At 58.0% G+C, this 23,552-nt stretch carries 23 protein-coding genes; 11 read left to right on the top strand and 12 right to left on the bottom strand.

The window, feature by feature from the left end:
• Positions 1-107: 107 nt before the first annotated feature.
• A complete protein-coding gene (locus METFOR_RS01230) occupies positions 108-1,313 on the bottom strand; it encodes an HD domain-containing protein (RefSeq protein WP_015284291.1) in 1,206 nt (401 codons plus the stop codon).
• 39 nt (positions 1,314-1,352) lie between these two features.
• Between METFOR_RS01230 and cofD the strand changes: the two genes are divergently transcribed.
• The 3 genes from cofD (at position 1,353) to METFOR_RS01215 (ending at position 4,624) form a co-directional block, all read left to right on the top strand.
• Positions 1,353-2,255, top strand: a complete 903-nt coding sequence (gene cofD / locus METFOR_RS01225) for a 2-phospho-L-lactate transferase (protein WP_015284290.1) — start codon at positions 1,353-1,355, stop codon at positions 2,253-2,255.
• 95 nt (positions 2,256-2,350) lie between these two features.
• Positions 2,351-3,280 carry a PEGA domain-containing protein gene (locus tag METFOR_RS01220; protein ID WP_015284289.1) on the top strand — a complete coding sequence of 310 codons (930 nt, stop codon included), beginning with the start codon at positions 2,351-2,353 and terminating at the stop codon, positions 3,278-3,280.
• A 156-nt stretch (positions 3,281-3,436) separates the two neighbouring features.
• Positions 3,437-4,624 (top strand): HEAT repeat domain-containing protein, encoded by a 1,188-nt coding sequence (locus METFOR_RS01215; RefSeq protein ID WP_015284288.1) that lies wholly within the window; start codon positions 3,437-3,439, stop codon positions 4,622-4,624.
• Between the two features lie 80 nt (positions 4,625-4,704).
• Here the strand turns inward: METFOR_RS01215 and METFOR_RS01210 are convergent, their stop codons facing one another.
• On the bottom strand, positions 4,705-5,373 hold the full coding sequence (locus METFOR_RS01210; protein WP_015284287.1) for a flavodoxin family protein: 669 nt from the start codon (positions 5,371-5,373) through the stop codon (positions 4,705-4,707).
• 131 nt (positions 5,374-5,504) lie between these two features.
• Between METFOR_RS01210 and METFOR_RS01205 the strand changes: the two genes are divergently transcribed.
• Both METFOR_RS01205 and METFOR_RS01200 read left to right on the top strand, forming a co-directional pair.
• Positions 5,505-5,876, top strand: coding sequence for a cupin domain-containing protein (locus METFOR_RS01205; RefSeq protein ID WP_015284286.1), 372 nt, complete (start codon positions 5,505-5,507; stop codon positions 5,874-5,876).
• A 75-nt stretch (positions 5,877-5,951) separates the two neighbouring features.
• Entirely contained in the window at positions 5,952-6,314 is a 363-nt protein-coding gene (locus tag METFOR_RS01200; protein WP_015284285.1) for a hypothetical protein, read from the top strand.
• Between the two features lie 84 nt (positions 6,315-6,398).
• Here METFOR_RS01200 and METFOR_RS01195 read toward each other — a convergent pair whose 3' ends face one another.
• From METFOR_RS01195 to METFOR_RS01185, 3 genes are all read right to left on the bottom strand, one after another.
• Entirely contained in the window at positions 6,399-6,986 is a 588-nt protein-coding gene (locus METFOR_RS01195; protein ID WP_015284284.1) for a diguanylate cyclase family protein, read from the bottom strand.
• A 143-nt stretch (positions 6,987-7,129) separates the two neighbouring features.
• Positions 7,130-7,894 carry a sulfide-dependent adenosine diphosphate thiazole synthase gene (locus tag METFOR_RS01190; RefSeq protein ID WP_015284283.1) on the bottom strand — a complete coding sequence of 255 codons (765 nt, stop codon included), beginning with the start codon at positions 7,892-7,894 and terminating at the stop codon, positions 7,130-7,132.
• Positions 7,895-8,019: 125 nt separating this feature from the next.
• Entirely contained in the window at positions 8,020-8,610 is a 591-nt protein-coding gene (locus METFOR_RS01185) for a thiamine-phosphate synthase family protein (RefSeq protein ID WP_148277559.1), read from the bottom strand.
• Positions 8,611-8,764: 154 nt separating this feature from the next.
• On the opposite strand from METFOR_RS01185, the gene METFOR_RS01180 reads away from it, so the two are divergent.
• Positions 8,765-9,439 (top strand): VTT domain-containing protein, encoded by a 675-nt coding sequence (locus tag METFOR_RS01180; RefSeq protein ID WP_048111057.1) that lies wholly within the window; start codon positions 8,765-8,767, stop codon positions 9,437-9,439.
• Positions 9,440-9,580: 141 nt separating this feature from the next.
• On the opposite strand, the gene METFOR_RS01175 is transcribed toward METFOR_RS01180, so the two are convergent.
• From METFOR_RS01175 to METFOR_RS01165, 3 genes are all read right to left on the bottom strand, one after another.
• The gene (locus tag METFOR_RS01175; RefSeq protein WP_233504421.1) at positions 9,581-12,148 is read right to left on the bottom strand and encodes an oligosaccharyl transferase, archaeosortase A system-associated; all 2,568 of its coding nucleotides are present in this window, start codon (positions 12,146-12,148) and stop codon (positions 9,581-9,583) included.
• Positions 12,149-12,217: 69 nt separating this feature from the next.
• Positions 12,218-12,559: a hypothetical protein gene (locus tag METFOR_RS01170; protein WP_048110728.1), complete on the bottom strand. Its 342-nt coding sequence runs from the start codon at positions 12,557-12,559 to the stop codon at positions 12,218-12,220.
• Between the two features lie 232 nt (positions 12,560-12,791).
• Positions 12,792-13,298, bottom strand: a complete 507-nt coding sequence (locus tag METFOR_RS01165; RefSeq protein ID WP_015284278.1) for a hypothetical protein — start codon at positions 13,296-13,298, stop codon at positions 12,792-12,794.
• A gap of 230 nt (positions 13,299-13,528) precedes the next feature.
• Between METFOR_RS01165 and aspS the strand changes: the two genes are divergently transcribed.
• From aspS to METFOR_RS01150, 3 genes are all read left to right on the top strand, one after another.
• Positions 13,529-14,821, top strand: coding sequence for an aspartate--tRNA(Asn) ligase (gene aspS, locus METFOR_RS01160; RefSeq protein ID WP_015284277.1), 1,293 nt, complete (start codon positions 13,529-13,531; stop codon positions 14,819-14,821).
• 63 nt (positions 14,822-14,884) lie between these two features.
• The gene (locus tag METFOR_RS01155; protein ID WP_015284276.1) at positions 14,885-15,790 is read left to right on the top strand and encodes a methionine synthase; all 906 of its coding nucleotides are present in this window, start codon (positions 14,885-14,887) and stop codon (positions 15,788-15,790) included.
• A gap of 62 nt (positions 15,791-15,852) precedes the next feature.
• A complete protein-coding gene (locus METFOR_RS01150; protein WP_015284275.1) occupies positions 15,853-16,332 on the top strand; it encodes a hypothetical protein in 480 nt (159 codons plus the stop codon).
• A 43-nt stretch (positions 16,333-16,375) separates the two neighbouring features.
• Here the strand turns inward: METFOR_RS01150 and METFOR_RS01145 are convergent, their stop codons facing one another.
• A complete protein-coding gene (locus METFOR_RS01145; protein WP_015284274.1) occupies positions 16,376-17,011 on the bottom strand; it encodes an RAD55 family ATPase in 636 nt (211 codons plus the stop codon).
• Positions 17,012-17,104: 93 nt separating this feature from the next.
• Positions 17,105-18,646, bottom strand: a complete 1,542-nt coding sequence (locus METFOR_RS01140; protein WP_015284273.1) for a class I adenylate-forming enzyme family protein — start codon at positions 18,644-18,646, stop codon at positions 17,105-17,107.
• Positions 18,647-18,718: 72 nt separating this feature from the next.
• Here METFOR_RS01140 and METFOR_RS01135 point away from each other — a divergent pair, with 72 nt between their 5' ends.
• Complete coding sequence (locus tag METFOR_RS01135) at positions 18,719-19,183, top strand: hypothetical protein (protein ID WP_148277558.1); 465 nt, start codon at positions 18,719-18,721, stop codon at positions 19,181-19,183.
• A gap of 41 nt (positions 19,184-19,224) precedes the next feature.
• On the opposite strand, the gene METFOR_RS01130 is transcribed toward METFOR_RS01135, so the two are convergent.
• Positions 19,225-19,791 (bottom strand): cysteine hydrolase family protein, encoded by a 567-nt coding sequence (locus METFOR_RS01130; RefSeq protein WP_015284272.1) that lies wholly within the window; start codon positions 19,789-19,791, stop codon positions 19,225-19,227.
• A gap of 67 nt (positions 19,792-19,858) precedes the next feature.
• Here METFOR_RS01130 and METFOR_RS01125 point away from each other — a divergent pair, with 67 nt between their 5' ends.
• Positions 19,859-20,665, top strand: coding sequence for a sulfite exporter TauE/SafE family protein (locus METFOR_RS01125; protein ID WP_015284271.1), 807 nt, complete (start codon positions 19,859-19,861; stop codon positions 20,663-20,665).
• A gap of 468 nt (positions 20,666-21,133) precedes the next feature.
• Here METFOR_RS01125 and METFOR_RS01120 read toward each other — a convergent pair whose 3' ends face one another.
• A complete protein-coding gene (locus tag METFOR_RS01120; RefSeq protein ID WP_048110726.1) occupies positions 21,134-23,551 on the bottom strand; it encodes a CDC48 family AAA ATPase in 2,418 nt (805 codons plus the stop codon).
• Between the last annotated feature and the right edge of the window lies 1 nt (position 23,552).

Here is a 23,552-nt window from a genome sequence, read left to right as displayed (position 1 = left end):
GCAAGTGGGTGGGACCACGCATAATAGCGATGCAGGGGGTCGCACGGGTACAAACGTACGCTGGAGTTTCCTCCCCCTGCCCGGTTCTCCAAGACCGCAAAGCCTGCCTAAAACAGCGTATCCTGCCGGGTCGGTTTTTTGATGTGCAGGATCTCGCAGGCCGCATCGCCGACCGCATCGCGGTGTTCCGGCACCGTGTAGATGCCGAGGCGCCACTGCTCGCGCCGGGTCATGTTGAGGGTCCGGATCCGGGGCGAGAGCTCCTCGAAACTGGTGACGGCATTCCGGCTCTGCACCCGGACGCCAAGGGACATCTCGCGGGGGATGGGGGGGATGTCCACGAGCACTTCTTCGGCCCGGATCCCTGCCTTTTCCGCTATCTGTGCTGCAAGGTCCCGGGACTTCTCCAGGGTAATCCCCTCCTGCCAGGTCGCCGGGTTGATCTGGTCGCTGCCGGCATACACGGCCCGCTTGTACAGGCGCCGTTCGTAAAGCCTGAGCGCGATCCCGCGGGAGACCGGGTTTTCTGAAGTGCGCAGGGAATGCATGCAGCCTGCATCGTCAAAGCGCAGGAACTGCTGTATCTCCTCTTCGCCCATGCCGGCACAGTGTTCCAGGGCAGCGAGCTGGAACATGCTCTCTCCGATCCTGCTGACATGGTGGTAATAGACGGTCGGCCGCATCAGCGTCCGGGCGATCAGGAGGGACTCGGCGGCATTCACCCCGTTCTCGTCCAGCACGGTTCCGTCCGGGTACCGGATCAGGTGCCGGATGAGGCGCTGGGCGTCGACCGTGCCATAGGGCGCGCCGGTATAGTAGGCATCGCGCAGGAGGTAGTCCATCCGGTCCACATCGAAGTCCCCGTGGATGATACCGGAGAGGGGATGCTTCCCCTCAACAACCTGCGACAGTGTCTCCGGGTCCACCCCGGCTTCCGCAAGAACACCTGCAGTCGTTGTATCAATAACCGGCCGGATCTCATCATGGGTCCGGTGCAGGTACTGCTCCATCAGCGGCTCGCTCGCATGCGAGTAGGGGCCGTGGCCGATGTCGTGGAGGAGTGCGGCGGAGACAACGAGCCGGTGCTCGTCCTCCGGCAACTGGAACCTGCGGCAGGCAACATCGGCAAGGAACATGGTCCCCAGGGAATGCTCGAAGCGCGTGTGATTTGCCCCGGGATAGACAAGGAACGAGAAGCCAAGCTGGCGGACATACCGGAGGCGCTGGAGCACGGGCGAATCGAGCAGCCGGAGCGCATAGTCCTCCATCTCGATGTAGCCGTGGACCGGGTCCTTGATGATCTTGGCGTTCACTAAAGAATCTTCATATACATCGCATAAAAGTATTGAGTAATGATTACGTTCCTGTCGGGCGGGACCGGCACGCCCAAACTGTTGCGGGGCATGCAGCAAGTGATGGACCGGCACGAGATCTCGGTGATCGTGAACACGGCCGAGGACATCTGGATCTCAGGGAACCACCTCTCACCCGATGTTGACACGGTCATGTACCTCTTTGCCGGTATCCTCAACACCGACACCTGGTGGGGGATCCGGAACGACACCTTCACCACCCACGACGAGATCATGCGCCTTGGCGTCGATGAGTTTATCGGCATCGGTGACCAGGACCGGGCGGTCCACATCGCCCGGGGCGAGATGCTCCGCGGGGGGATGCGGCTGACAAATGTGACCAAGTTCCTCTGCGAGCGCTACGGTGTCCGCGAGAACGTGCTGCCCATGACTGACACGGAAGTGACAACGCAGGTGAAGACCGAGCTGGGCCCGATCCATTTCCAGGAATACTGGGTGCGGGCACGGGGAAAGATCGCGATCCAGGGGGTCATGCGGAGTTACGCAGAACCGCCGGTGGCAACACCCGAAGCGCTCGAAGCCATCGAAGCGAGCGATGCAGTCGTGATTGGCCCCTCCAACCCAATAACAAGCATCTCTCCGGTCCTTGCCTGCGGGGGCATCAAAGAAGCGATCCAGAACAAGATCGTCCTCGCGGTCAGCCCGTTCATCGGCAACGAGCCGGTCAGCGGCCCGGCTGCGGCCCTGATGCGGGCAGCCGGCTATGAACCGAACGCGATCGGGACGTTCAACTGTTACGGGGGCCTGACCGATATCTTTGTCCAGGATATCCGCGATCCCGTTGAGGTCAGCCACGCGGTGCGTTTCGACACCCTGATGACGGACGAGGACAAGAGCGTGGCCCTCGCAAACGAGGTCCTCCGGCTAATCGCGGCCGCCTGATCCAAAATCCTGCCCCTGCGCGGTGGTCCGGCGGCCCGTTTTGCAAATCTATATATCGCTCCGCAATAACGGTTAACGTAAGAGGGAAGATCGCTTTGATCCGGAACCTACTGATTGTGCCGCTGGTTTTTTTGGTCCTGCTGGCGGGTTGTGTCTACGAATCCCCCAAAGAAACGGGGACAATCCAGTTTACGTCGTCGCCAACGGGCGCCCAGGTCTATTTCGACTCCCAGTTCAGGGGAACCACACCGGTCTCCCTGACAGATGTGGAGCCCGGGAACCATGCCATCGAGTTCCGGTATCCCGGTTATGAGGGCTGGTCTGAGATCATGGTCGTATCTTCGGGCAGGAACAATGTCTTTGCCGCCCTGATCCCCACAGCCTCCGTCGTAACTACAACACCGGCGATCACAACAACGGTTCCGGCGGCATCGTCTTCCTCACCGGTGATCCTGACCGTCACGCCAGGCAGGAACCCGATGATCGTGGGGGAGACAAACACCTTCTCGGGAACCGCCTCCGGAACAAAGAGCGTTATCGTGACGATCTATGGAACCGGGATTTACTCCGCCGGGAGTTCTTCCCTTCCAAAAGACGTTGATGCCTTTGGTAACTGGGCATATGTCTGGAACCCGGGAACCAAACTCCTGCCGGGTACGTACCGGGCCACTGCAACCGATCCTGACAAGAAAACCCTGGCCCAGGCAGAGTTCGAGGTTATCGGCAACGGGGAAGTGAGTGTTGTCCCAAGCACATACTCTGCTTCCCGGGGAGACACGATCAAGTTCTCCGGCCTCTGTACCACCAATGCCCCTGAGGTCGAGCTTGTGCTGTACGGTCCTGACCGTTATGCCGGTGGGATCAAACTGGGTACAGTCTCGGTGCAGGCAAACGATAACTGGGTCTTTTCCTACACCCTGGACAACACCGTGCCGACCGGCACCTATACCATGAAAGCGTACGATGTCCCAAAGACAACATCGGGCTCTGCCCAGTTCACGGTAGGGTATACCGGACAACCCTGATGCATTCTCCCTCTCCCTCCCTTTTCTTCAGCTCCCGGTCAGGAATGAAAAACAGAGTTTTTGGGCGAGATCGGGCAGTATTGCGCCAATCTGGCGAGAACATTTACCCGATACCTATTTGAACATTTTCACCTAATATTCGTCTGGAGAAGTTTTATGAGTGTAGTGAAAAAATTCCTCAACCTGTTCAAGTCAGGGGCGGAGGAGGGCGAAGAGGCGCGCCTGAGAGCACAAAAGGAGCGCACCGAGAACCTCCTGAAAGCCCTGACCGACGGCGACCTCGATGCCCGCTGGGCCGCGGTCCGGTCTGTCGGCGACCTTGGCGAAGCCTTTATTGAACCACTGATCCGGGGGCTCCAGGACGATTACTGGATCATCCGCAGGGGCTCCGCCGATACGCTGGGCAAGATCGGGGCACCTGCGGTCACCCCGCTGATTGCAGCGCTGGCTGAACCCAGTGACGATGTCCGGCAGGAGACGATCCGGGCTCTCCAGCTGATTGGCGAGCCTTCGGTCAGTCCCCTTGTCCAGGCAGCCAAGAATCCCCACCCGCTTATCCGCAGGGGCGCTGTGCAGGCGCTGGGGTTGATGGGCGAGGAACGGGCTGTCCCGGTACTTGTCGAGGCCATGAAGGATACCGATGCCGGCGTCAGGTACGAGGCTGCCGTTGCCTTTGGCCGCATCAACGATCCCCGCTGCATCCCGCACCTGATCGAGAGCCTGAACGATGTGCAGGAGCGGGTGCGAACCGCGGTCATGGCGACCCTCTGCTCTCTGGGGATCCCCGCCATCGATCCCCTTATCCGTGCACTCATCGCCCAGAACGAGGATGTTGGCAGGCGGGCATCCCTTGCCCTCGTGACAATCGGGGAGCCGGCCATCGACCCGCTGATTGCGGCACTCGCTGACCAGAACCCGGGCATCCGTAGGGGTGCAATCGAAGCGCTCGGCCAGATCGGCAATACGCGGGCAATCCCGAAGATCATCGAGTGCCTCGAAGACGATATCCGGCCTGTCCGGATCGAGGCTGTCAGGGCCCTTGCAGCCCTTGGCGTGCCGGCAATCGCCCCGCTCATGCAGGTCTTCCGCGAGGGGGACAACCGGATCCGGTCCGGTGCCATGGAGGCGCTCTGGATGCTCGGCCAGCCGGCAACAACGCCCCTTATCATGGTCTTAAAGGACGAGCAGAGCGATGTCCGGAAGCGGGCCGCACTCCTGCTGGGCGAGATTGGCGACCAGAAGGCTGTCGACCACCTGACCGGGCTCCTCTCGGACGACAACGTTGCCGTCAGGAAAGAAGCGTTCGAAGCCCTCGAGATGATCAAGACGCGGACCGCTCAATAATACCAATATCCGTCTTTTTTCCGTTCGTTCAGACGGTCAGGGTGTCCGTGCTATGCGGGTGTTCTCTTCTTAAAAAAAGTTCAGGGCAGTTCTCCTGCCGCTTTCCAGTAATCGTACTCGTGCTTCCAGAGGTCCTTGTTAAAGGATACAAGACGCTTGAAGTACTCTTTGCGTTCAAAGAGAATCTTCTCCTGTGCGGGATCGGACCACTTTGTCTTTATCGCTTCGGCAAGCTTCTTTCCGAGCGCCTTTGACTCTTTCTCCGCACCGGTAATGGCAGCCGGATCGGCGCCCAGGTGCACGGCAACCTTCCCGACGGTCATTGCACCGTAATTGCCAAGGGCCATGTTCATATAATCCGCAACCTCGTTTGCATAGGATCCACCTGCGGTGCAGACAGCGCACCCGTACTTGCCGGCAAATGCCTGGCAGTGGACCGTGTCTGCCATCCGGTCGAGCATGGTCTTGAGCTGGGCAGTCACTGCGTTGATATAATTCGGCGACCCGAGGACAATCCCGTCCGCGTCTGACATCTTTTCAAGAAGCGCAGGGAAATCGTCGTCATGGATGCACTCTCCTTTTGCATAACAGGTTCCGCATGCAGTGCAGTAGTGGATGTCCAGAGCACAGATATCGACAAACGTAATGTCCGCACCCGCCTGCCGGGCGCTTTCGAGAACCGCCATCACGAGCCGGCGGGTCTGGCTCTTCTCGCCTTTCGGGCTGGAATTGATACCAATGATCTTCATAGTACCACTACAGTAATGATACCTGCAGGAGGCTATTAAGATGCACGGTACGGGACAGTGCCAGCTATCCACGGCAATGCTGCGACGGCTCCATATACCAGCGTGTCCCAAGATCCTGAAGAGAGATTTCCATGCTTATCCGAAGTGTTGCAGACAGCTCCCATGAACGCGTGATCGACCGTTCTCTCTTGTGCGAACTTCTGCATCCCGATAAGGTCCCGGAAGCCACGGGCCTTGGGTGCAGCATTGCCCATGCGATTGTGCCAGCGGGAGAGTCCACGCTGCCCCATGTATTGGACCGGTCGGTGGAGCTCTACTATATCCTTGAAGGAAAGGGGGAAATCCATATCGGAGACGAACAGGCGTCCGTACGGGCAGGGCAGATCGTGTATATCCCCCCGGGGGCCCGCCAGTTCATCCGCAATTGCGGTACCGAAGACCTTGTATTCCTCTGCATTGTATCCCCCAAGTGGCAGGCGTCGGATGAGAGGCTCATCGGCTGATTTCCCGGGCTCGCTGGTCCCTGCAATTGCATTCCATGAATTATTTTTTTATAGTGGGAGGGCTATCCTACCCATATGGCGTTGTCGGGGAGTACGCCAGAGCGGAGGACGCGCATCATCTTCTACCTGATCCTGTTCGTTGCCGTACTCTGGGCGGTCTTTCTGCTACACCGGGGCGAGGTGTTCCAGTTTATTCTCCTGTTCGCTTCGCTTGCAGCAATCAACCCGGTTGTCGGGTTCATCGAAATAAGGAACAGCAGGGAGAACCGTCCCCTCTTTCTCTTCTACTGCCTTACCCTCGTTGCCCTTCTCTGGGCAGCGTTCCTGCTGTACCTGGGCGTCCGCCTCTGGATCAGCCTCTTCCTCTTCATAACCGTTGTCGGGGTTCCCATCCTGCTCAGGGAGATGGAACGGTCCCCGGCAGAACCCTCTGCATGAACGGGGAGCCCTTTTGCTGCTGGTACAGGGGTTCTTTTCCTAAAAAACAAGGGGCGGAAGAACCCCGATGTCTGAAAACCAGGATTAATCCCAGTACGTCTTTACAAACAGACGGCTCTTCTGTACCCTCTGCGTGAAGAGTTTGAGGAAGAGGGGCACGATCAGGATACAGATCACCCCATTGCCGATGAACCAGGCAGTAAATGCCGTAGTGAACGATACGGTCTCGATGAGCGAGAGCGTCAAGACTGCCCAGGCAGCGCCAACCAGGTTGTTGATGATGACGGCAAAGAGAATAACATACGTATAGTCCCGCGGATTGGACATGGTCAGGTCTACCCCAAAACTCCTGACCGCAACGAGCGGGATGAGGACCTGGAGCAGGCCGGCACCAGCCCAGAGGAGCGCGATGAGGGGGTTGTGGACAAGGGTCTCGGACACCAGCAGGCCTGAACCGACAAGGGTCCCGACATAGGCCGCGATCGCACCGTACCCCCCGAACCAGAGGGTGAAGAGGATCATGAAGGCAACGGCGATGAACACCCACGAGATCACCCCACCCCCGACGGTTGGAAACACCGTAACGGAAAGCCATGCAAGGATGGTATCGATGAGGATAAGGACGAACGTAAGAATGACAAAGGAATACGTTGGTTCATTCTCATGCTTCATGAAAACCACTTTATTCCTTATTGTCTCCCTGTATAAATATCATTTTTTCTTACGAATGGAAAAACTACTGTTTCACTTGAGAGGCAATACGGGAATCCCGTTAAATGCAACCGTGATAATGCGTGGCGATAAAGTGGGAATTGTTATGCTTTCATTTCCCGGAGAACGATCTGTGCTGCACGTTCTCCCGACAGAAACATCCCGCCAAAGACCGGCCCCATCCGGCTCTCGCCGGCAACCGCATTCGCCGCCATACCGGCAACCACGAGTCCGGGGAATATCTCCTTTGTATGGTTCAGGATGTTTGTCTCGGCCCGGTCAGCCCACATAAAACCTTCGCCTTTCACCCGGATGTCTCCACCTTTCTTCTCGACAAGACGGGCCACGACTGCATCGTGACCGGTGGCATCAACAGTATAACGGGAACCCATCACCAGCGGATCGACATGGAGCTTTCCCATCTCGACTGCTGTCCAGTTGATGACCAGCCCGCTGATTCGCTTGTCGGCTTTGATCATGACATCCTCCACCGACATGAGGTTGAAGAACTCGACCCCGGCATCGCAGGCTGCTGCGGTAAGCTTGGATACCGCCTCCACTGACCGGGCAACATAATAGCCGCTCTCAAAGGGAGTGTACCGGATGCCGAAGAGGTCGAGGAGGCGGCGTGCTTCTTCCTGCACTACGATCCGGGGGAACATCATCCCGCCACCCCACATCCCGCCGCCAACCGAGAGTTTCTTCTCAATGACTCCGACTTTTTTTCCCTGCCCGGCTATGAGCGCTGCACAGGTAAGCCCGGCCGGCCCGCCACCAACCACCGCAGCATCGAGTTCCAAGTGATTGATAAGCACATTCGTCTGCGAGGCAAGAATTGCCCTGCTGATGGTGAGTTCATCCAGTTCCATGAGGTCAGATCCCTCTCCTGAGATGTGGAAAGGTGTATGTGCAGACTATAAAAAAGGATTTGTTTAATACGATGAGGTGTAAGGTATTCCGGTTCAGCCCGTCGTTAGAGCTTCGGGAGCCTGCATCAGCGGCGGGAATATTCACGGACGATTGACAGGAGTTCCGTTACCGTGCTGATCGGCTCCGGGCCAACGATCACGCTGACTGGCTCCTTCCCGAAATCCCCCCGGTCGCAGATGATCTTCGGGGCACGATCACCGGTTTTCCTGATCGCTTCTGCAGCTTTCCATGACATCGTTGACCCCTCGATATTCCGCCCCCCTGTGGACTCTTCAGACCGGTCAATCACAGCAAACGGCCAGTCCTTCTGCCTGCAGTACCACTCAAGCCACTGGATAAGATCCGGAGGAGAGGAGAAATTGATTGCCACCCGGATCTCCGGGTGATCCTGCATGATCCCCAGAACAAACCGGGCTAGGTGGCCCGATGCCCCGAACCGCGGCCGCCCGGCAGCGTGGGGCATCCCTCCGACAACCGTGATCCGCCCCTCAATTGCCAGCACATCGGCAGGGGTTTTTGCTCCCGGACTGGCATACGCCATATTGGTCCGGACCTCCGGAATAAATGCGGCAAATTCCCGGCAGTCCTCGATCGCACCAAGCGCAATCATCATGCGCCCGTACATTTCTATCTCAACGTCGCTGTCAATACCCATCTGCTTCCCCAAACGCTCCATTACCCGTTGGCAGCCAATCCTAAAATAGTGGCCCTTCCCCCCTTGTACTCCCTGCAGGACACTGCCCGGAAAACGCATGCTCGTTAATCAGATAATAGATCATTTATTGTCTGCCGGGCCAAACATAATGGAAATGGATCTGCCGTTTGTTTTCCTCGACCTCGTGTTACACATCGACAAATACCTTCCGGGGATCATCGAGAGTTATGGTTTCTGGACATTCCCGATCCTGTTTGCCATCATCTTCTGCGAGACAGGCCTCGTGGTAACGCCGTACCTTCCTGGCGACTCCCTGCTTTTCGTTGCAGGAACCCTCGCCGGGGCCGGTTACCTCAACATCGAGGTCCTGATCGTTGTCCTCCTCGCCGCGGCAATCCTCGGGGACACCGTGAATTACTGGATCGGGCACACAACCGGCATGAAAGTCCTGGACATGAAGTGCAGTTTCGTCCGGGCCGAGCACCTTGACAAGACGCGTGAATACTTTGCACGGTATGGCGGTATCACCATCGTGATCGCCCGGTTCGTCCCCTTTATCCGGACCTTCGCCCCGTTCCTTGCCGGCGTGGGCAAAATGAGCTATCGCTGGTTCCTCACCTACAATATCGTTGGAGCGGTCCTCTGGGTCCTCGCATTCACTCTTGTTGGATTCTTCTTCGGGGGCCTGCCTATTATCAAAGAGAACTTCAGCCTCATCGTGTACCTGATCATCGGGGTCTCGATGCTGGCCGTGGGGTCCATCATTTTCCAGATGCTCCGTAAGTCATCGTGTAATGAGAGGGTTACGGGCCCGGAAGGAAAGAACTAAGGAGAACCGTATAAAAAATCCCGTGCCCGTCCTGTTTTCCACGACAACGCGATCCGCGAGAATACAGAGCAAGGGGCCGGGAGCTCGTTTCATATTCTCAATAAAGGGGGTAAGGGGGGCAGGGATCTGTCCAGACCCCGGTTAATGAATGGTGAGTCCCTCAATGACTGCCGATTCCGGGACATCGAATTCCCGGCCGGTTGCGATAATCTGGTATTTTCCGGTGGCCCTGACGTCATACTCGTTACCAGTTGTCGAATACGGCACAATGAATTCCCCGTCCGTGCTCTCCTGGTAATACGTAAAGGTCCTGCCGGTATTCGTGATCAGGGGTACCGCAATAATCCCGTCTCCCCGGATATGCGCACCCTTCACATATTCGAAGGTCTTGACAAACTTCAGGTCAGCAGAATCCGATGCCAGGCTGTTGGTAGGAGATTCGTGGACAAGGCGGTAGTGCTGCAGCGCAGGTACCGTATCGGCCGGGGAGAGGAGTGAGACACTGATCAGCTTTGCATGGTAGCCGGGCCGGGCCTGGCTGTTGAAGGTCCGGGCTCGTTCAGTGGCATTCGCGGTATCCATCTCTTCTGCATTCACGATGAGCGGGAACGACAGGCCGGTGATGCCCGGGTCGGAATATTCGATATAGAGAATACGCGCCGGCTGCACCATGGAGCCGTCAAGGTTGTGGAGGCGCGATACCATAGTGTGATAGTACAGGGGCGTATAGATGAGCCGGGCCTCTACCATGCCGGACCCTTCGGCTCCGGGGACGTACAGGTATTCCATGTAGGGGCTTTCCTTAACCGAGGAGTTGTACCACGTTGCCATAGGCGGGAATTTCGCGGTATCCATCAGGCTGTCGGTGATGACATAGCGCGTATGCAGGTTGTCAAGGATCCTGCTGGCACCGGACTCCGATGTTGACACAAAGAACGCCGCCGCCCCGTCGGGTCCGGCCACTCCCTGCTGGAACGGGTTGGCGTTCGGGATCCGCTTTGCGATAAACGTGATCATGTGGCCGTAATCCCACCAGGTCATGACACCGTACGACTGTTCAGGATAGGCAAAGGTCTTCTGATCGTATATCTTCAGGTAGTCGACACCCGTATCTGGGGTGTTGTTCCCCAGCCAATCAAGCGATTCCCGCCAGTCGGGGATGAGGTTGTCCCCCCGGGCAGAGACGACCGAGTAATTCGTGGAAACGGAAGAATAGCAGAACAGGGCCGCAACAAGAGCGGTGGCGATAACCAGCCCAATCAGGACCGCGTCCGTTCCGGAGCGTGCTGCGGTACGCTTTTTGGATCCCCGGGAAGATTTCTTCTTTCCCTTGCCGGCTTTCTCCTTCTCAATGCTGGCGGATACTGCCGGGGAATGCTCGGATCTGGTCCGCCGTACAAACGGGGAGATCACCGGCATCCCCTTTTCCACAACGAATGCGACACAGACCGCTGCCATGAGGGCGATGGTGATGGCCAGATAATACTCGTACCGCATATGCTGCCAGGTGGAGATGAGCATGACCAGCGACCAGACAAGGGCAAAGACCTGATGGGGGTGCTCATCGATCCAGTTGTTGTACAGCATCACAAGAACTCCCCCGGCAAACAGGATGAGACCGTAATGGTATGTCAGCCAGGCTTTACCCTCCGACCAGCCCATGGCCTCCTCGACGGTCTCGGTAACCGCCTGCTGCCCGAAGAACTGTTCAACGGCGTTGATGAACATGGTGAAGACTTCGGGTAACAGCAGGGAGAGGAGGACAAGGACCAGACATGCGCACCCCGCAAGGGTGGCCGGGTAATACCACGGGTTTTTTCCTTTGAGGAGCCAGGCAAGACCGTACAACACTCCTGTTCCGACGATCAGGGTGAGATACGCGTAGATATGCCCGATGGAATACGTTGAGAGACCCATTCCCGGGTCTTTCAGCCCGAACAGCAGGAGCCCGGCTATTGCAGTGAGAAAGACCGTCCCGTTGATGACAACGAGATACTCGCTGGTGCGGTTCCGGAAAGCATCAACAACGAACTGGGTGAGCGTGAAAAGGCCGACAATCAGGGCAAACAGGATCATTGTCGGCATAGTGAAGAGGCCGAGGAGATATCCGACCCCGGCAAGACCGGCGAGGCCCGCGGTTTTCCCCCAGGTCTTCACGTCCCGGATATCGATATCTGCACCTTTCGCCGACAGTACCGCACCGGTGTACAGCAGGCAGAAGAGTGTTGAGAAGAACACTTCGGCAATATGGTGGTCGATGTAACCATACATCGAGACGGTGAAGAACTGCCCGGCAATAATGGCAGAGAACCCCGATGCCAGAACACCGGTCTTCCAGTCGCCAAATGCCCTGCCCACATAGTACATCAGGACCACCGTGGCAGCCGCAAGCAATGGGGTCACCAGGAGAGCGGTGCCGATGATCTCCGGGCGTGTTGCCGAACCGGTTACCAGGCAGAAGAGGGCGATGATGGTCGGGAATACCGGTCCCCAGTAGATGCTTGTCCCGAACGGATAGTGGGTCATGGCATCGAACCAGCCATACTGCAGGGAGTTGGCAAGCAGCGACTCCGTCTGACGGAGGTTGTAAAACGGATCGTCCATGGCAACCATCCTGATGAGGTCGCTGTGTCCTATTGAGAGCAGGGGGACGAGCCGGAGCCAGAGCGCAAACAGTGCAAAGAGACCGACTGCCAGTGCTATGAGCACTTGTTGTTTCTTGAGTGCCGGGGGAAAAACCATGGGTTTGCCTTCAGGATAACTGATTGTGCTGCAGGATTATACTTTCTCTTCCTGATCGCAATTTTTCCGCCGGTAATACAGAATTCCGGCCCCGATAACCACGATGGCAATTACTGCTGCTGCCATCACCAGGGGATCGAACGAGAAACCAATAGACCGCGGGCCGGCGGCCATCTCCCCTTTGGGGGCTGCAAGAACGGTCTCGTTCAGCTCGGATTTGACAACTACCTGCTCCCGGGTTTCCCGGAACTCCGGGGGAAGGGCAGCCGGATCCAGGGAGGTATTGGTCGTATTGATCTCGACCGGTGTGAAGAATGGCCCGGCCTTCGCTGGTTCGGCTGCCCCTGCCGGACTCAGGAATGAGAATGCCAGGAACACGAACAGAAAAACAAGAGGCAATTGCCTGCTTATCCCATTGTGCAGTCTCTTTACTTTCATGAAGGAGAATGTGCGAGGGGATCCTGCATTATGTTTGTGGTTTTATACTAGGATCTTCCCGTTGTTATCAGTCGTTATACAGTAAATCGGGCATCGCGGAGAGAGTCAGCCGTCATTAACCGCGAGGTCGTACCGTAACCGGGAAAACCGGAAAAAGAAGAGAGGATAGATATTATACCGGCTGGGCATTCATGCTGGAGGGGATGATATGCCGGATCACCATCTCCGGCACCTGTGTCGATGTTTTGACACTCATATCGAAGTTCGCATTTTTCCCGGTTGAGCCAAGATAGGTGAGGGTGATCTGGAAATCCGTCTCGATGACCGGGAGACCCATCACCGTTACCTTTGCGTGCCCGGGGCCGATGACGCGCTGCTGGCCGACAACGAGTTTCTCCTTTGTTCCGTCAACATCACAGAACAGTTCGTTGTCATAGGAGGCGACAAGGATGCGGCTGTTCCCGATCGTCACCGGTTCGCCATCCGGCAGGGTGACGCGGTAATTCGTCGTGTAGGGGAGAGAACTCCCGGTAAGCGATCCCATAACCACAACGGTCAGGGTAAAGACCGCAAGCGTGGCAAGGACAAGGATGAGTACAACGATGCCGACCAGCGCCTTGGTGCCGGTACTCCAGCCCTTCGTGCCCTGCGGCTCCTTGGATTTTTCTGGTTCTGTCATGATTCTTCACCTAAGTGGGGTTCTTTGAATAATATATGGGTTATGGAATTTGACTGGTAGGCATAGGAGAAGGAGATGATTTTTGACAGATTCGTCAGATCCCAGGCAGATCCTTCTCGTTTCCTGCGTCCGGTTACCCACGAAAAGGAAAAACCATCCCTGACTTCTGATTGAGCCCCGAACCCACAATAACATCATTACCTCCCGATGCCCATTGTTATAGGATTTTGATGCGCACGCCCATTGCACAGGTCACCCCCGCATCCGGTTCCGCCGAGATCGCCGGCTGGGTCCACGAGGTCAGGGATCTCGGCGGACTCGCCTTCATGCTGATCCGCGACCGGACCGGCATCATCCAGGTGACCATCCCGAAGAAGAAAGTATCCGAACAGGTCCTTGCCGCGGTCAAGGCAGTCTCCCGGGAATCGGTTGTCCGGGTCAGCGGCCCGGTCAAGGCCATCGACAAGGCGCCCGGCGGCCGCGAGCTTGTCCCGGAATCGATCGAGATCATCAGCCTTGCCGAAACCCCCCTCCCGCTCGATGTCTCCGAGAAGGTCCCGGCCGAGCTCGACACCCGGCTCGATGCACGGTTCCTCGACGTGCGGCGGCCCCGTGTTGCTGCGGTCTTCGAGATCCGAAGCGCTGCGTGCTATGCAATCAACCAGTTCCTCCACGACGCAGGATTCACCGCCATAACCACGCCCAAGATCGTGGCGGCGGCAACAGAAGGAGGCACCGAGCTCTTCCCGATCGCCTACTTCGACAAGGAGGCCTTCCTCAACCAGAGCCCGCAGCTCTACAAGCAGATGATGATGGCAGCAGGTTGCGAGAAGGTGTACGAGATTGGCCCGATCTTCCGTGCCGAGGAGCATGCAACGACAAAGCACCTCAACGAGGCTACCTCGATCGATATCGAGGTCTCGTTTGCCGACCATCTCGAGGTCATGCGCATCCTTGAGAACCTCATCATCCACACCTACGGGTACGTAGAGAAGACCTGCAGCGCCCAGATCGCCAACATCGGTGTCGAGGACTTTGCTGTCCCGAAGGCCGGTTTCCCCCGGCTCCCGTACGCGGAGGCCATCGAGATTGCAAAGAAGGGAATCGAAGAGCCGATCAAGTACGGCGACGACATCAGCCCGGCAGCAGAACGGGCGATCGGTGCCGAGATGGGCGGTCACTATTTCATTGTTGACTGGCCATCCGAGATCCGGCCCTATTATGCCATGCAGTACGAGAACGACCCCTCGATCTGTAAGGCGTTCGACATGATGCACCCGCGGATGGAGCTCTCGAGCGGCGCCCAGCGTGAGCACCGGTATGACCGGCTCGTGCAGCAGATCAAACAGAAGGGTCTCAATCCCGAGAGCTTCGAGTTCTACCTCAAGCCGTTCCGGTACGGCATACCCCCCCATGCTGGCTGGGGTCTTGGAGCCGATCGGCTGGTCATGACCATGCTCGGGCTCTCTAACGTGCGCGAGGCGGTTCTCTTCCCCCGGGACATGCACCGGCTCGTGCCGTAACACCCGACCACGAACTATTTTTCCTTCCGGGTCAATCGATCTGTACGATCGGAGCCGTTTCCCATGTCCAAGGCATATTTCATCAACAAAGTGCTCGCAACCACGGTTGTTGGCAGTTATCCGGTGGTCAAGGCAGGCGGCTTCAAGAGCCTCTTCGACCCGCTGGGTAGTGCCGTCGAGACGGCCGTTACCGACATGATAGGGGCCGGCATCGATATCATCTCTGACGGTCAGGTCCGGGGCGACATGATCGGTGCGTTTGCGGGCAAGCTTCCGGGCATTAAGGGGCAGGAAGTTGTCGGGAAGATCCAGCCTGCTGCTTCCGCGATCACCGTGACGGATACCAAATACGCGATCTCGAAGTTCCCGAAAGTAAAGGGGATCGTTACCGGCCCGTCAACGCTCGCCCACGGCCTCCATATCAGCACCCCGATGTACCGGAACAAGGAAGAACTGGCACTCGACCTTGCCGCTGCGCTTGTTGTCGAGGCCCGGAGCCTCGAGGCAGCCGGGGCTGCGGTGCTCCAGATCGATGAGCCGATCCTCTCGACCGGTGTCGCCGACCTTGCTACCGGAAAGCAGGCCGTGGAGATGATCGCATCGTCCGTGCGGATCCCGGTCTGCATGCATGTCTGCGGGAACATCGCCAATGTTATCGACGAGATCCTGAAATACAACGTGGGTGTCTTTGACTTCGAGTTCTCGAAGAACCAGGCAAACCTCGACATCCTCTCGCGCCGGGACCTGACCGGCAAGATGCTCGGGTACGGCTGCGTGGACTCGACAACCGATACGGTCGAGACCGTGCCGGAGATCCGGAAACGGATCGAGAAGGCCGTTGAATATTTCGACCCGAAGATCCTTCTCATCGATCCCGACTGCGGTATGCGGATGCGGACCCGCGAAGCTGCCTACTGGAAGCTCAAGAACATGTGCGAAGCTGCAAAGGAAGTGCGGCTGGCGCTCTGACGTTCCTGGTACCTTCCGGTTCTCGCATAAAACTTAACCATTTCAGGGTGGGATTATCTGTCATGCAAGCTCGCTATCGGTTTGCCCTTCCCGTTCTTGTCGTTCTTTTCCTGGTCTTTGCCGGCTGCATTCACCCATCCGCAGACAGCACGACTCCCGCTACATCCCAGACCATCGTAACACCCCTGCCCCTAACCTCAGCAACCGCCTGCTCGCTGACGCCCGGTCCCCGGCAGACACTCCCGGCGTACGAAGATGTCAGTATCACGGTAGACCGGAACACGATCACCGACGAACCGACCATCACGGTACGGTTTGATGGCGGCCTTGGGAACGGTATGGTACAGCGGATGACGGTGACGATGATCCGATCGGACTGTGTTACGGAACAGCAGTTCCGGGACAATCCGGTGGTAGGCACCAGCATCACGCAGATGGGGACGCTTGGTACCGACCGGGTAATTGTTGTACTCGTAATGACATCTGGCGATCAGTATACCGTGATCGACCAGAACTACCCGTTTCCGGTGAGAATGGGATAACCCTTTTTCCTAAAAAAAGAATGCCCGGGATACCGGTTTATCCTCACACCACTCTTGACGTGGTCGAGGCCTCGATACCCTTATCGGTGATGATGAACGGCAGGAGCCGCTGGGGGGCTGCCGCGTCCCGGATCTTCTGGACTGCAAGTGTCCGCTCGATCTCCGCCTGCTGGACGCTGTTCCGGAACTCGATGACCACATCGGCTGCACGCATCAGCCGGGTCATCTCCATGGGCGAGTGGATGCCGGTAAAAACAATGAACATCAGGTTTGCCCCGCGTTTCTTCATATCCTCGCGGGCGAGCCTGAGGAACTTGAGCGCCACGTCAATCCCGTACTTCAGGATGATAGCTGAAAGCGAATCCACCACGATCCGGCCTCCCGCCATCTGCGGCAGGTACATCTCGGGATGAAGATCGGCTGCATCAATCATGTCGATGTCAACATCGCCATCGTTCATGAAGTACGTACCTTCCTCCCCGCCCTCGGCCTTCCAGAACTGGAGGGCGGCAAGGTCGAGCCCGGCAACCGGCGTACCGTAGATCATGACAAGAGTCCCCTCGGGAAAGCCGCCGTCTAGGAGCAGGTTCAGGCCGACAATGCCGGTTGTCCGCTTCTTCGACCTTCCGGTAATGGCAATATCCTGGATACGGCTTCTCGTGTCAGTCGGGGCTGCCATCGGGGGTTGCACCGGACAGTATTATTGAATTGCTGGTTAAAAAGTTTGTGGGCTTTCGGGGCGTTTTGTCGCAGAATATCACGCCAAATCGGATTATACGCCCGATCCGCCGAACTTTTGCCGGAGGTCCCTCCTCAGGAGTTTCCAGCCGTGGACCCGCGGGAGCGATTCAACGATCAGCAGTTTCCGCGGGACCTTGTACCCTGCCACGCGTTCCCGGCAAAAGACATCGAACTCTGCCTGGCCCAGGCTCATCCCGGGCCGGAGAACAACTGCTGCAACCGCAAACTCCCCTTTCCGTTCATCCGGTACACCGAAGACCGCGACATCCGCAACGGCCGGGTGACGGACGATCACGTTCTCTACCTCAGTCGGGTAAATCTTCCAGCCCGACATGATGATCATGTCCTTTTTCCGGTCGGTGATGCAGAGGATCCCGTCTGCGTCCAGGTTTCCGATGTCGCCGGTCAGGAACCAGCCGTCCGGCCGGAACACATCCCTTGTAGCATCGGGCAGGTTCCAGTACCCCTTCGCAACGGCAGGCCCGCGAAGGGCGATCTCCCCGCTCTCGCCGTGCGGCAGTTCTTTCTCCGGATCACCCGTATCCACGATCTTGATCTCCGTGTACCCGACCGCGACGCCGACACTCGTAAAATTCTTGGTAAGGTGGGGATACTCGGGCAGCGTTGTTGTCCCGGAACCGATGACAATCGTCTCGGAGAGCCCGTAGGAGTTTGCAACCGGGATATGGTAGCGCTTGTCAAATGCTTCCCAGACAGAGGGGAGGAGCCCCCCGCCCCCTGAGATCATCACGCGGGCATGGCGGAGCCGCTCCTCGGTCCCGGGCGCTGCATGGACGAGCGAATGGATGACCGGGGGCATGCCGGCAAGAATCGTCACCTCGTACAATGACGCAAGAGAGAGATACCGTTCGAGATCGAACCGCTCCATCATGACATAGGTGCCGCCGGCCCGTATCACCGAAAGACCCCACGAGAGCCCGACATGCCCCATGGGATAGATGCCAAGGTAGGTATCAACCGGGCGGAGCCGGAGCGCGTCCCGTTCCGTATCGAGTGCAGTCATCCAGTTGCCATGCGTGAGCATCGCACCTTTCGGCCTTCCGGTTGTCCCGGCTGTGTACTGGATATGGCAGATATCCTCTGTCGAGCAGTTCTCGGCCCGCATGTTCGCGGGGGCGGGGGGGAATGACTCCCAGGCAACCGTGCCATCGCAGGCTCCCCCGATACAGATGACATGGACAAGGTTGGGTGCGTTCTTCCGTATCCCGGCAATGACCGGGGCATCCTGCCGGTCCGTGATGACCGCGATTGCACCGGCATCATTCAGGACATGCAGGAGCTCTTCCCCGCGATAAACGATATTAGTCGGTACTGCAACAGCACCAATCCTCCAGATCGCAAAGTAGCTGATCAGGTATTCGGGGGAACTGTCAAGGTAGATGCAGACCCGGTCGCTTTTCCTGATCCCGAGCGAGCGGAGGCCTGCGCCGACCCGGTTCATCTCGTCCCGTAACATCTTGTAGCTGTACGTCTCGTTCCGCGACGGGCAGATGAGTGCAGCCTTGGCTTCGGGAACGCTCTTTGCATCCAGGAGAGTGGTAACATTGGACATACAATAACGTCCGCTTTTACAAAATTGGGTGCTGATGTATATAGTTGTTCATTATCTGTTCTCCGTTTCCCCGTGAAAGCAGCAGAGCGGGCAGCGATGCCAAACTATTTCTTCTCTCTGGCCCGATGTATCTGCCGGACAATCATGGCGGAAGAGACAACCCAGTCACAGAAGACAGAATCCCGCCCGGATGCCCCGCAGCAGCAGTCAGCAGGATCGCGGCAGGCGGATCCTCAGGCGCAACAGAAGCCGGGCCAGCAGCAGTCCGGGCAGCGGCGACGGCATGACCGCAGGGACCGTGCCCCGTCACAGGGCCGTCACCCGGGAGGGCAGCGCCACCACTTCCGGAGGGATCATCCCCCGCGGCCGCAGCAGGAAGAGACGCCCGCCCAACCGGGAGGAAAACCTGAGGACAACGAGGCAGGTGAGGATGAGGGGGGATGCGCCCGCTCCTCCCAGCAGCACCGACACCACCGGGGCGGCCGGCCCCCGAGAAAGATCATCGAAGAATGGGCCAGTGATATTTACTGCGAATAAGAATCCGGCGCCCTCAATCTTCTAAACCCATTGTTCTTTTTTCAGCCAATCAGCTCTGGTATGTCGGTACTTTTGACAACACGGACGCCGATATTCTCCATGTCACGCAAGTTGGCCCGGTGGATCTCTTCTGTCGCCGCACCCACCGCATCATCGACTATTATGGCCGGGTAATTGTATGCGATCGCGTCGAAGACCGTTGTCCGTATGCAGTTTGGCGTCTGGATCCCGGTGACAACGACACTCGTGATGCCGAGCGTCCGAAGTATCAGGTCAAGCTCCGTGCCGATGAACGCACTCATCCGTGTCTTTGTGAGAATGTACTCTCCTTCCCGCGGTACCAGTTCATCGATGATTGCTGCTCCATGTGTGCCGGCAACCGCAAAGGGCACCTTTTTAAATTTCTCCTGCCGGATGATCTCCACATCGGAGCCGTCCGGGCGATGGATACGGAGGATATGAAAGACGGGAAGGTTCCTTTTCCGGAATTCTGCAAGAACTGCCTGGATCTTCGGGACAACGGCTGTCGCCCCCGCAACCCGGTACGGGCTGTCCTCACAAACGAAATCGTTCTGCATATCGATGATCAAGAGGGCCGGTTTTCCCATTCTGTGTTTCCCGTTAGTCTATTGACACCCGGGAGATAATAATTCTGCAACACATCCGGTGCCCTTCATGGATCCCCTCTTCCAGTATGCCTGCCTCACGGTAACAGGAATTATCGCCGGAACGGAGTCGGGGCTCTTTGGTGTCGGGGGTGGGTCCCTGATGACACCGGTCCAGTTCTGGCTCTATTCTGCCGGCGGCATGGACGCCACGCTTGCAACACGGATCGCCTTTGGCACCTCGCTTGCCGTGATCATCCCCACCATGATCAGTGGCGCGCTCGCCCACCAGAAACACGGGGTGGTGGACTGGCGGGCGGCCGTGCCAATGGGCTGTGCCGCGGTCTTCGGGGGCCTTCTTGGGGGAACGCTTGCAGCTCACCTGCCGGGCCTTCTGCTCCGGGTTTTCTTTGCCATCTTCCTTCTGATCATGGCAGTCCGGATGGTCTGGCATATCCGCGACTGCACGGTCTGCGAGCCCCATGGGACCACCGGCCAGTATCTCCTGATCGGGTTTTTCATCGGCATCCTCTCGGGACTGACGGGACTTGGGGGAGGGGCCCTTCTGGTACCGATCCTTGTCATCATGCTCAGGTACCCGATTCACCGGGCGGTAGGGACCTCCTCGGCCTGCCTCATCTTCTCTTCCGCAGGGGCCATGATTGCGTACATGGTCAACGGGATCGGTGTGAGCGGACTGCCGCCGTACTCGATCGGGTACGTTGACCTTGTCGCGTTCGCAGTCCTTGCCGCAACAACCATCCCGTTCGCCCGGGTCGGTGTCCGGTTTGCGCACGCGTGTTCCGGCAGGAACCTGCAGATCCTCTTTGCCGGGCTGCTTGTCCTGATCGGTGTGGCGATGCTCGTGAGCGGGTAATTATTCAGGATGTTCCGATAATTTTTCTGCTGGAAATTCTCCGGCCACCCGATCGCTCGATCCGGCCGCCAAAACACCCCCCCATAGCCCGATCGCAGGCGACTTTCGCGATCTGTTAGGGTTCTATTAGCGCATTTTCGACCTACCGTTGTAAAATCACCAAAATCGGAGGCGAAAATAAACGTTTCCGGAAGTTTATGACTGGTAATCCGGTCGAATACGTCAATTTCATGGTTCCTGAAAAATACCGGCTGGATCAAGAGGGGTCAAAATGGCCCCCGATCGGAAAAATACGCCTGATTTGAGAATGGGCCATTCGGGGTGCGGAGGGATTCCCATGAGGATTATTCTCCGACGGAGATTACACTTCCGGCAGGGGTGGGATCTCCTCAGTCGAGGGGAGCCTTCGGATCCTTGACTGTCTAATATTTTTGAAAAGAAAATTGGGAAATATTGAAAATGAAAAAATTACTGGTATTCCGGCGGCTGGACCTGCTTGGGGAGCCCGCCCTTGAAGTGCTGCTGGATCTTGTCGTAGTATTGCCGGAGGTTCTCGTTCATCGTCGGGTGCACTTTCTTCTGGGCCTCATCGAAATATTTCCTTGCCACGGTGACGACTCCTTCCCGGAGGGCGAGCATCCCGGCTTCACGGCAGAGCGACTCAAGGTCCGAACCCACGAACCCTTCCGTTGCACCGGCAAGGTCTGCGGCCAGCTTGTCGCGGGCAGGATCAGAAAGGACCAGTTTCTTGTCGGAGAGCATCTCCAGGATGCGCTTCCGTCTCAGGCCGGCAGGAAGCCCCGCTCCATCACCGGTAACCGGGGTGGTTGCTGCCTTAAAATCTGCAACAGAGACGTCTTTTTCTCTCCCGATTTTCTCGATGAGTTCGCCAAGTGCGTCCTCGTTGAATCCGGCGGTCATCTGCACGACCTCATCGAGCGCCGAACCTTCGATGGGCATGAACCGCGTGTGAATCCGGATGATCTTCTTCCGGTCCTCAATGCCGGGCTCACCGATATAGACAAGGCGGTCGAACCGGCCTGCGCGAAGGAGGGCGGGATCAACGATGTCCGGGCGGTTGGTTGCGCCCATGACAACGACATCTTTCAGCTCTTCCATCCCGTCCATCTCGGTCAGGATCTGGTTGAGGACATTGTCGCTTACATGCGAATCGCTGCTCGTGCCACGGGCCGGGGCAAGGGCATCGATCTCGTCAAAGAAGATGATGGAGGGGGAGACCTGCCGGGCCTTCTTGAAGACCTCGCGGACAGCCCGTTCGCTCTCACCCACCCACTTGGAGAGGAGCTGGGGGCCGCGGACCGGGATGAAGTTTGCACCGCTCTCGCTTGCAACAGCCTTCGCGATCAGGGTCTTACCCGTGCCGGGCGGACCGTACAGGAGGATTCCCCGCGGGGGTTCGATGCCAAGATCCTCGAACTTCTGGTGGTCGGTGAGCGGGAGCTCGATGGCTTCCCTCACCTCGGTCTTTGCAGAATCGAGGCCCCCAACGTTCTGCCAGCCCACGTGCGAAACCTCGAGCATCACTTCGCGCATGGCGCTCGGGCCCACATCACGCTGGGCGCTCCGGAAGTCGCTTGCCAGAACCTTGAGCTTGTCAAGCACCTCCTCGGGGATCTCCTCTGCATCAAGGTCGAGCTCAGGCAGGTAGCGCCGGAGGGCACGGATTGCCGCCTCGCGGGCAAGGGCTGCAAGGTCCGCCCCGACAAACCCATGGGTCTGCTGGGCGAGGACGTCAAGGCTGACATCCTCTGCAAGGGGCATGCCCCGGGTATGAATTTTCATGATCTCGATCCGGTCGGGCTCACCCGGCACGCCGATCTCGATCTCGCGGTCAAACCGGCCGGGCCTCCTGAGCGCTGCATCGATGGCATCAACACGGTTCGTTGCGCCGATGACAACGACCTGCCCGCGCTCTTCAAGGCCGTCCATCATGGTGAGGAGCTGGGCCACGACCCGGCGCTCGACTTCTCCTGTCACTTCCTCGCGCCGGGGAGCGATGGAGTCGAGTTCATCGATGAAGATGATGGAGGGCGCGTTCTCGCGGGCTTCCTCGAAGACCTCGCGGAGCCGCTGCTCGCTTTCCCCGTAATATTTCGAAATGACTTCCGGACCGGCAATCGAGATGAAGTGCGCACCGCTCTCGCTTGCAACGGCCTTAGCGATCAGGGTCTTGCCCGTGCCGGGCGGGCCGTACAGGAGAACCCCTTTGGGCGGCTCGATCCCGAGCTTCTGGAAGAGTTCCGGGTGCCGGAGCGGGAGCTCGATGGTCTCCCGGAGCCGCTGGAGCTCGTCCTTGAGCCCCCCGATATCTTCGTACGAGAAGCGCTTGACACCCTCGAACCCTGCCGCGGGTTTGTCCGAGAACTCGATCGAGGTATTCTTGGTGATGATCACCGCTTCCTCGGGCTCGATCTCAACGACCTTGAAGCCAACGATCTGCGGCTGGATGAAGGGCAGGCCGAGCATCACCGGGACGGTGTCGTTCTTCACCACCGGAAAGTCGATAAGGCCGTTGACAACGTGCGGGTTGTTTGCGATCGGGATCTTCTTCGGGAGGTCCTCCGGGGGTGCAAGCACCACCCGCCTTGCCTCGATCTCGTCTGCGATCTTTGCGACCCGGACCGTGTCGTTGATGCTGGCACCGGCATTGAGGCGGGTGAAGTTGTCGATCCGAACCTTCTTCTGGTTCCAGTCCTCGACAAGCGACCGCCAGACCTTGGCAACGGTCTTCCGCTTCCCTTCGATCGCGACCAGATCGCCGGGCGAGATCTTGAGTGCGAGCATTGTCTCGGGATCCAGCCGGGCCTTTCCGCCGCCCTGGTCGCCGGGGTACGCGGAATCCACCCTCAATTGCACTTCTGGCATT

Source organism: Methanoregula formicica SMSP (assembly GCF_000327485.1).
Taxonomy (GTDB): Archaea; Halobacteriota; Methanomicrobia; order Methanomicrobiales; family Methanospirillaceae; genus Methanoregula; species Methanoregula formicica.
The sequence above is the reverse complement of the archived record's forward strand: the minus strand, read 5'-3'. Positions and strand labels throughout refer to the sequence as shown.

What these genes read in the sequence shown, in the direction of transcription:
- cofD (WP_015284290.1), top strand. Translation starts at nt 1,353, where the DNA reads ATGATTACGTTCCTGTCGGGCGGGACCGGCACGCCCAAACTGTTGCGG.
- METFOR_RS01215 (WP_015284288.1), top strand. Translation starts at nt 3,437, where the DNA reads ATGAGTGTAGTGAAAAAATTCCTCAACCTGTTCAAGTCAGGGGCGGAG.
- METFOR_RS01210 (WP_015284287.1), bottom strand. Translation starts at nt 5,373, where the DNA reads ATGAAGATCATTGGTATCAATTCCAGCCCGAAAGGCGAGAAGAGCCAG.
- METFOR_RS01205 (WP_015284286.1), top strand. Translation starts at nt 5,505, where the DNA reads ATGCTTATCCGAAGTGTTGCAGACAGCTCCCATGAACGCGTGATCGAC.
- METFOR_RS01200 (WP_015284285.1), top strand. Translation starts at nt 5,952, where the DNA reads ATGGCGTTGTCGGGGAGTACGCCAGAGCGGAGGACGCGCATCATCTTC.
- METFOR_RS01195 (WP_015284284.1), bottom strand. Translation starts at nt 6,986, where the DNA reads ATGAAGCATGAGAATGAACCAACGTATTCCTTTGTCATTCTTACGTTC.
- METFOR_RS01190 (WP_015284283.1), bottom strand. Translation starts at nt 7,894, where the DNA reads ATGGAACTGGATGAACTCACCATCAGCAGGGCAATTCTTGCCTCGCAG.
- METFOR_RS01185 (WP_148277559.1), bottom strand. Translation starts at nt 8,610, where the DNA reads ATGGGTATTGACAGCGACGTTGAGATAGAAATGTACGGGCGCATGATG.
- METFOR_RS01180 (WP_048111057.1), top strand. Translation starts at nt 8,765, where the DNA reads ATGGATCTGCCGTTTGTTTTCCTCGACCTCGTGTTACACATCGACAAA.
- METFOR_RS01165 (WP_015284278.1), bottom strand. Translation starts at nt 13,298, where the DNA reads ATGACAGAACCAGAAAAATCCAAGGAGCCGCAGGGCACGAAGGGCTGG.
- aspS (WP_015284277.1), top strand. Translation starts at nt 13,529, where the DNA reads ATGCGCACGCCCATTGCACAGGTCACCCCCGCATCCGGTTCCGCCGAG.
- METFOR_RS01155 (WP_015284276.1), top strand. Translation starts at nt 14,885, where the DNA reads ATGTCCAAGGCATATTTCATCAACAAAGTGCTCGCAACCACGGTTGTT.
- METFOR_RS01150 (WP_015284275.1), top strand. Translation starts at nt 15,853, where the DNA reads ATGCAAGCTCGCTATCGGTTTGCCCTTCCCGTTCTTGTCGTTCTTTTC.
- METFOR_RS01145 (WP_015284274.1), bottom strand. Translation starts at nt 17,011, where the DNA reads ATGGCAGCCCCGACTGACACGAGAAGCCGTATCCAGGATATTGCCATT.
- METFOR_RS01140 (WP_015284273.1), bottom strand. Translation starts at nt 18,646, where the DNA reads ATGTCCAATGTTACCACTCTCCTGGATGCAAAGAGCGTTCCCGAAGCC.
- METFOR_RS01130 (WP_015284272.1), bottom strand. Translation starts at nt 19,791, where the DNA reads ATGGGAAAACCGGCCCTCTTGATCATCGATATGCAGAACGATTTCGTT.
- METFOR_RS01125 (WP_015284271.1), top strand. Translation starts at nt 19,859, where the DNA reads ATGGATCCCCTCTTCCAGTATGCCTGCCTCACGGTAACAGGAATTATC.
- METFOR_RS01120 (WP_048110726.1), bottom strand. Translation starts at nt 23,551, where the DNA reads ATGCCAGAAGTGCAATTGAGGGTGGATTCCGCGTACCCCGGCGACCAG.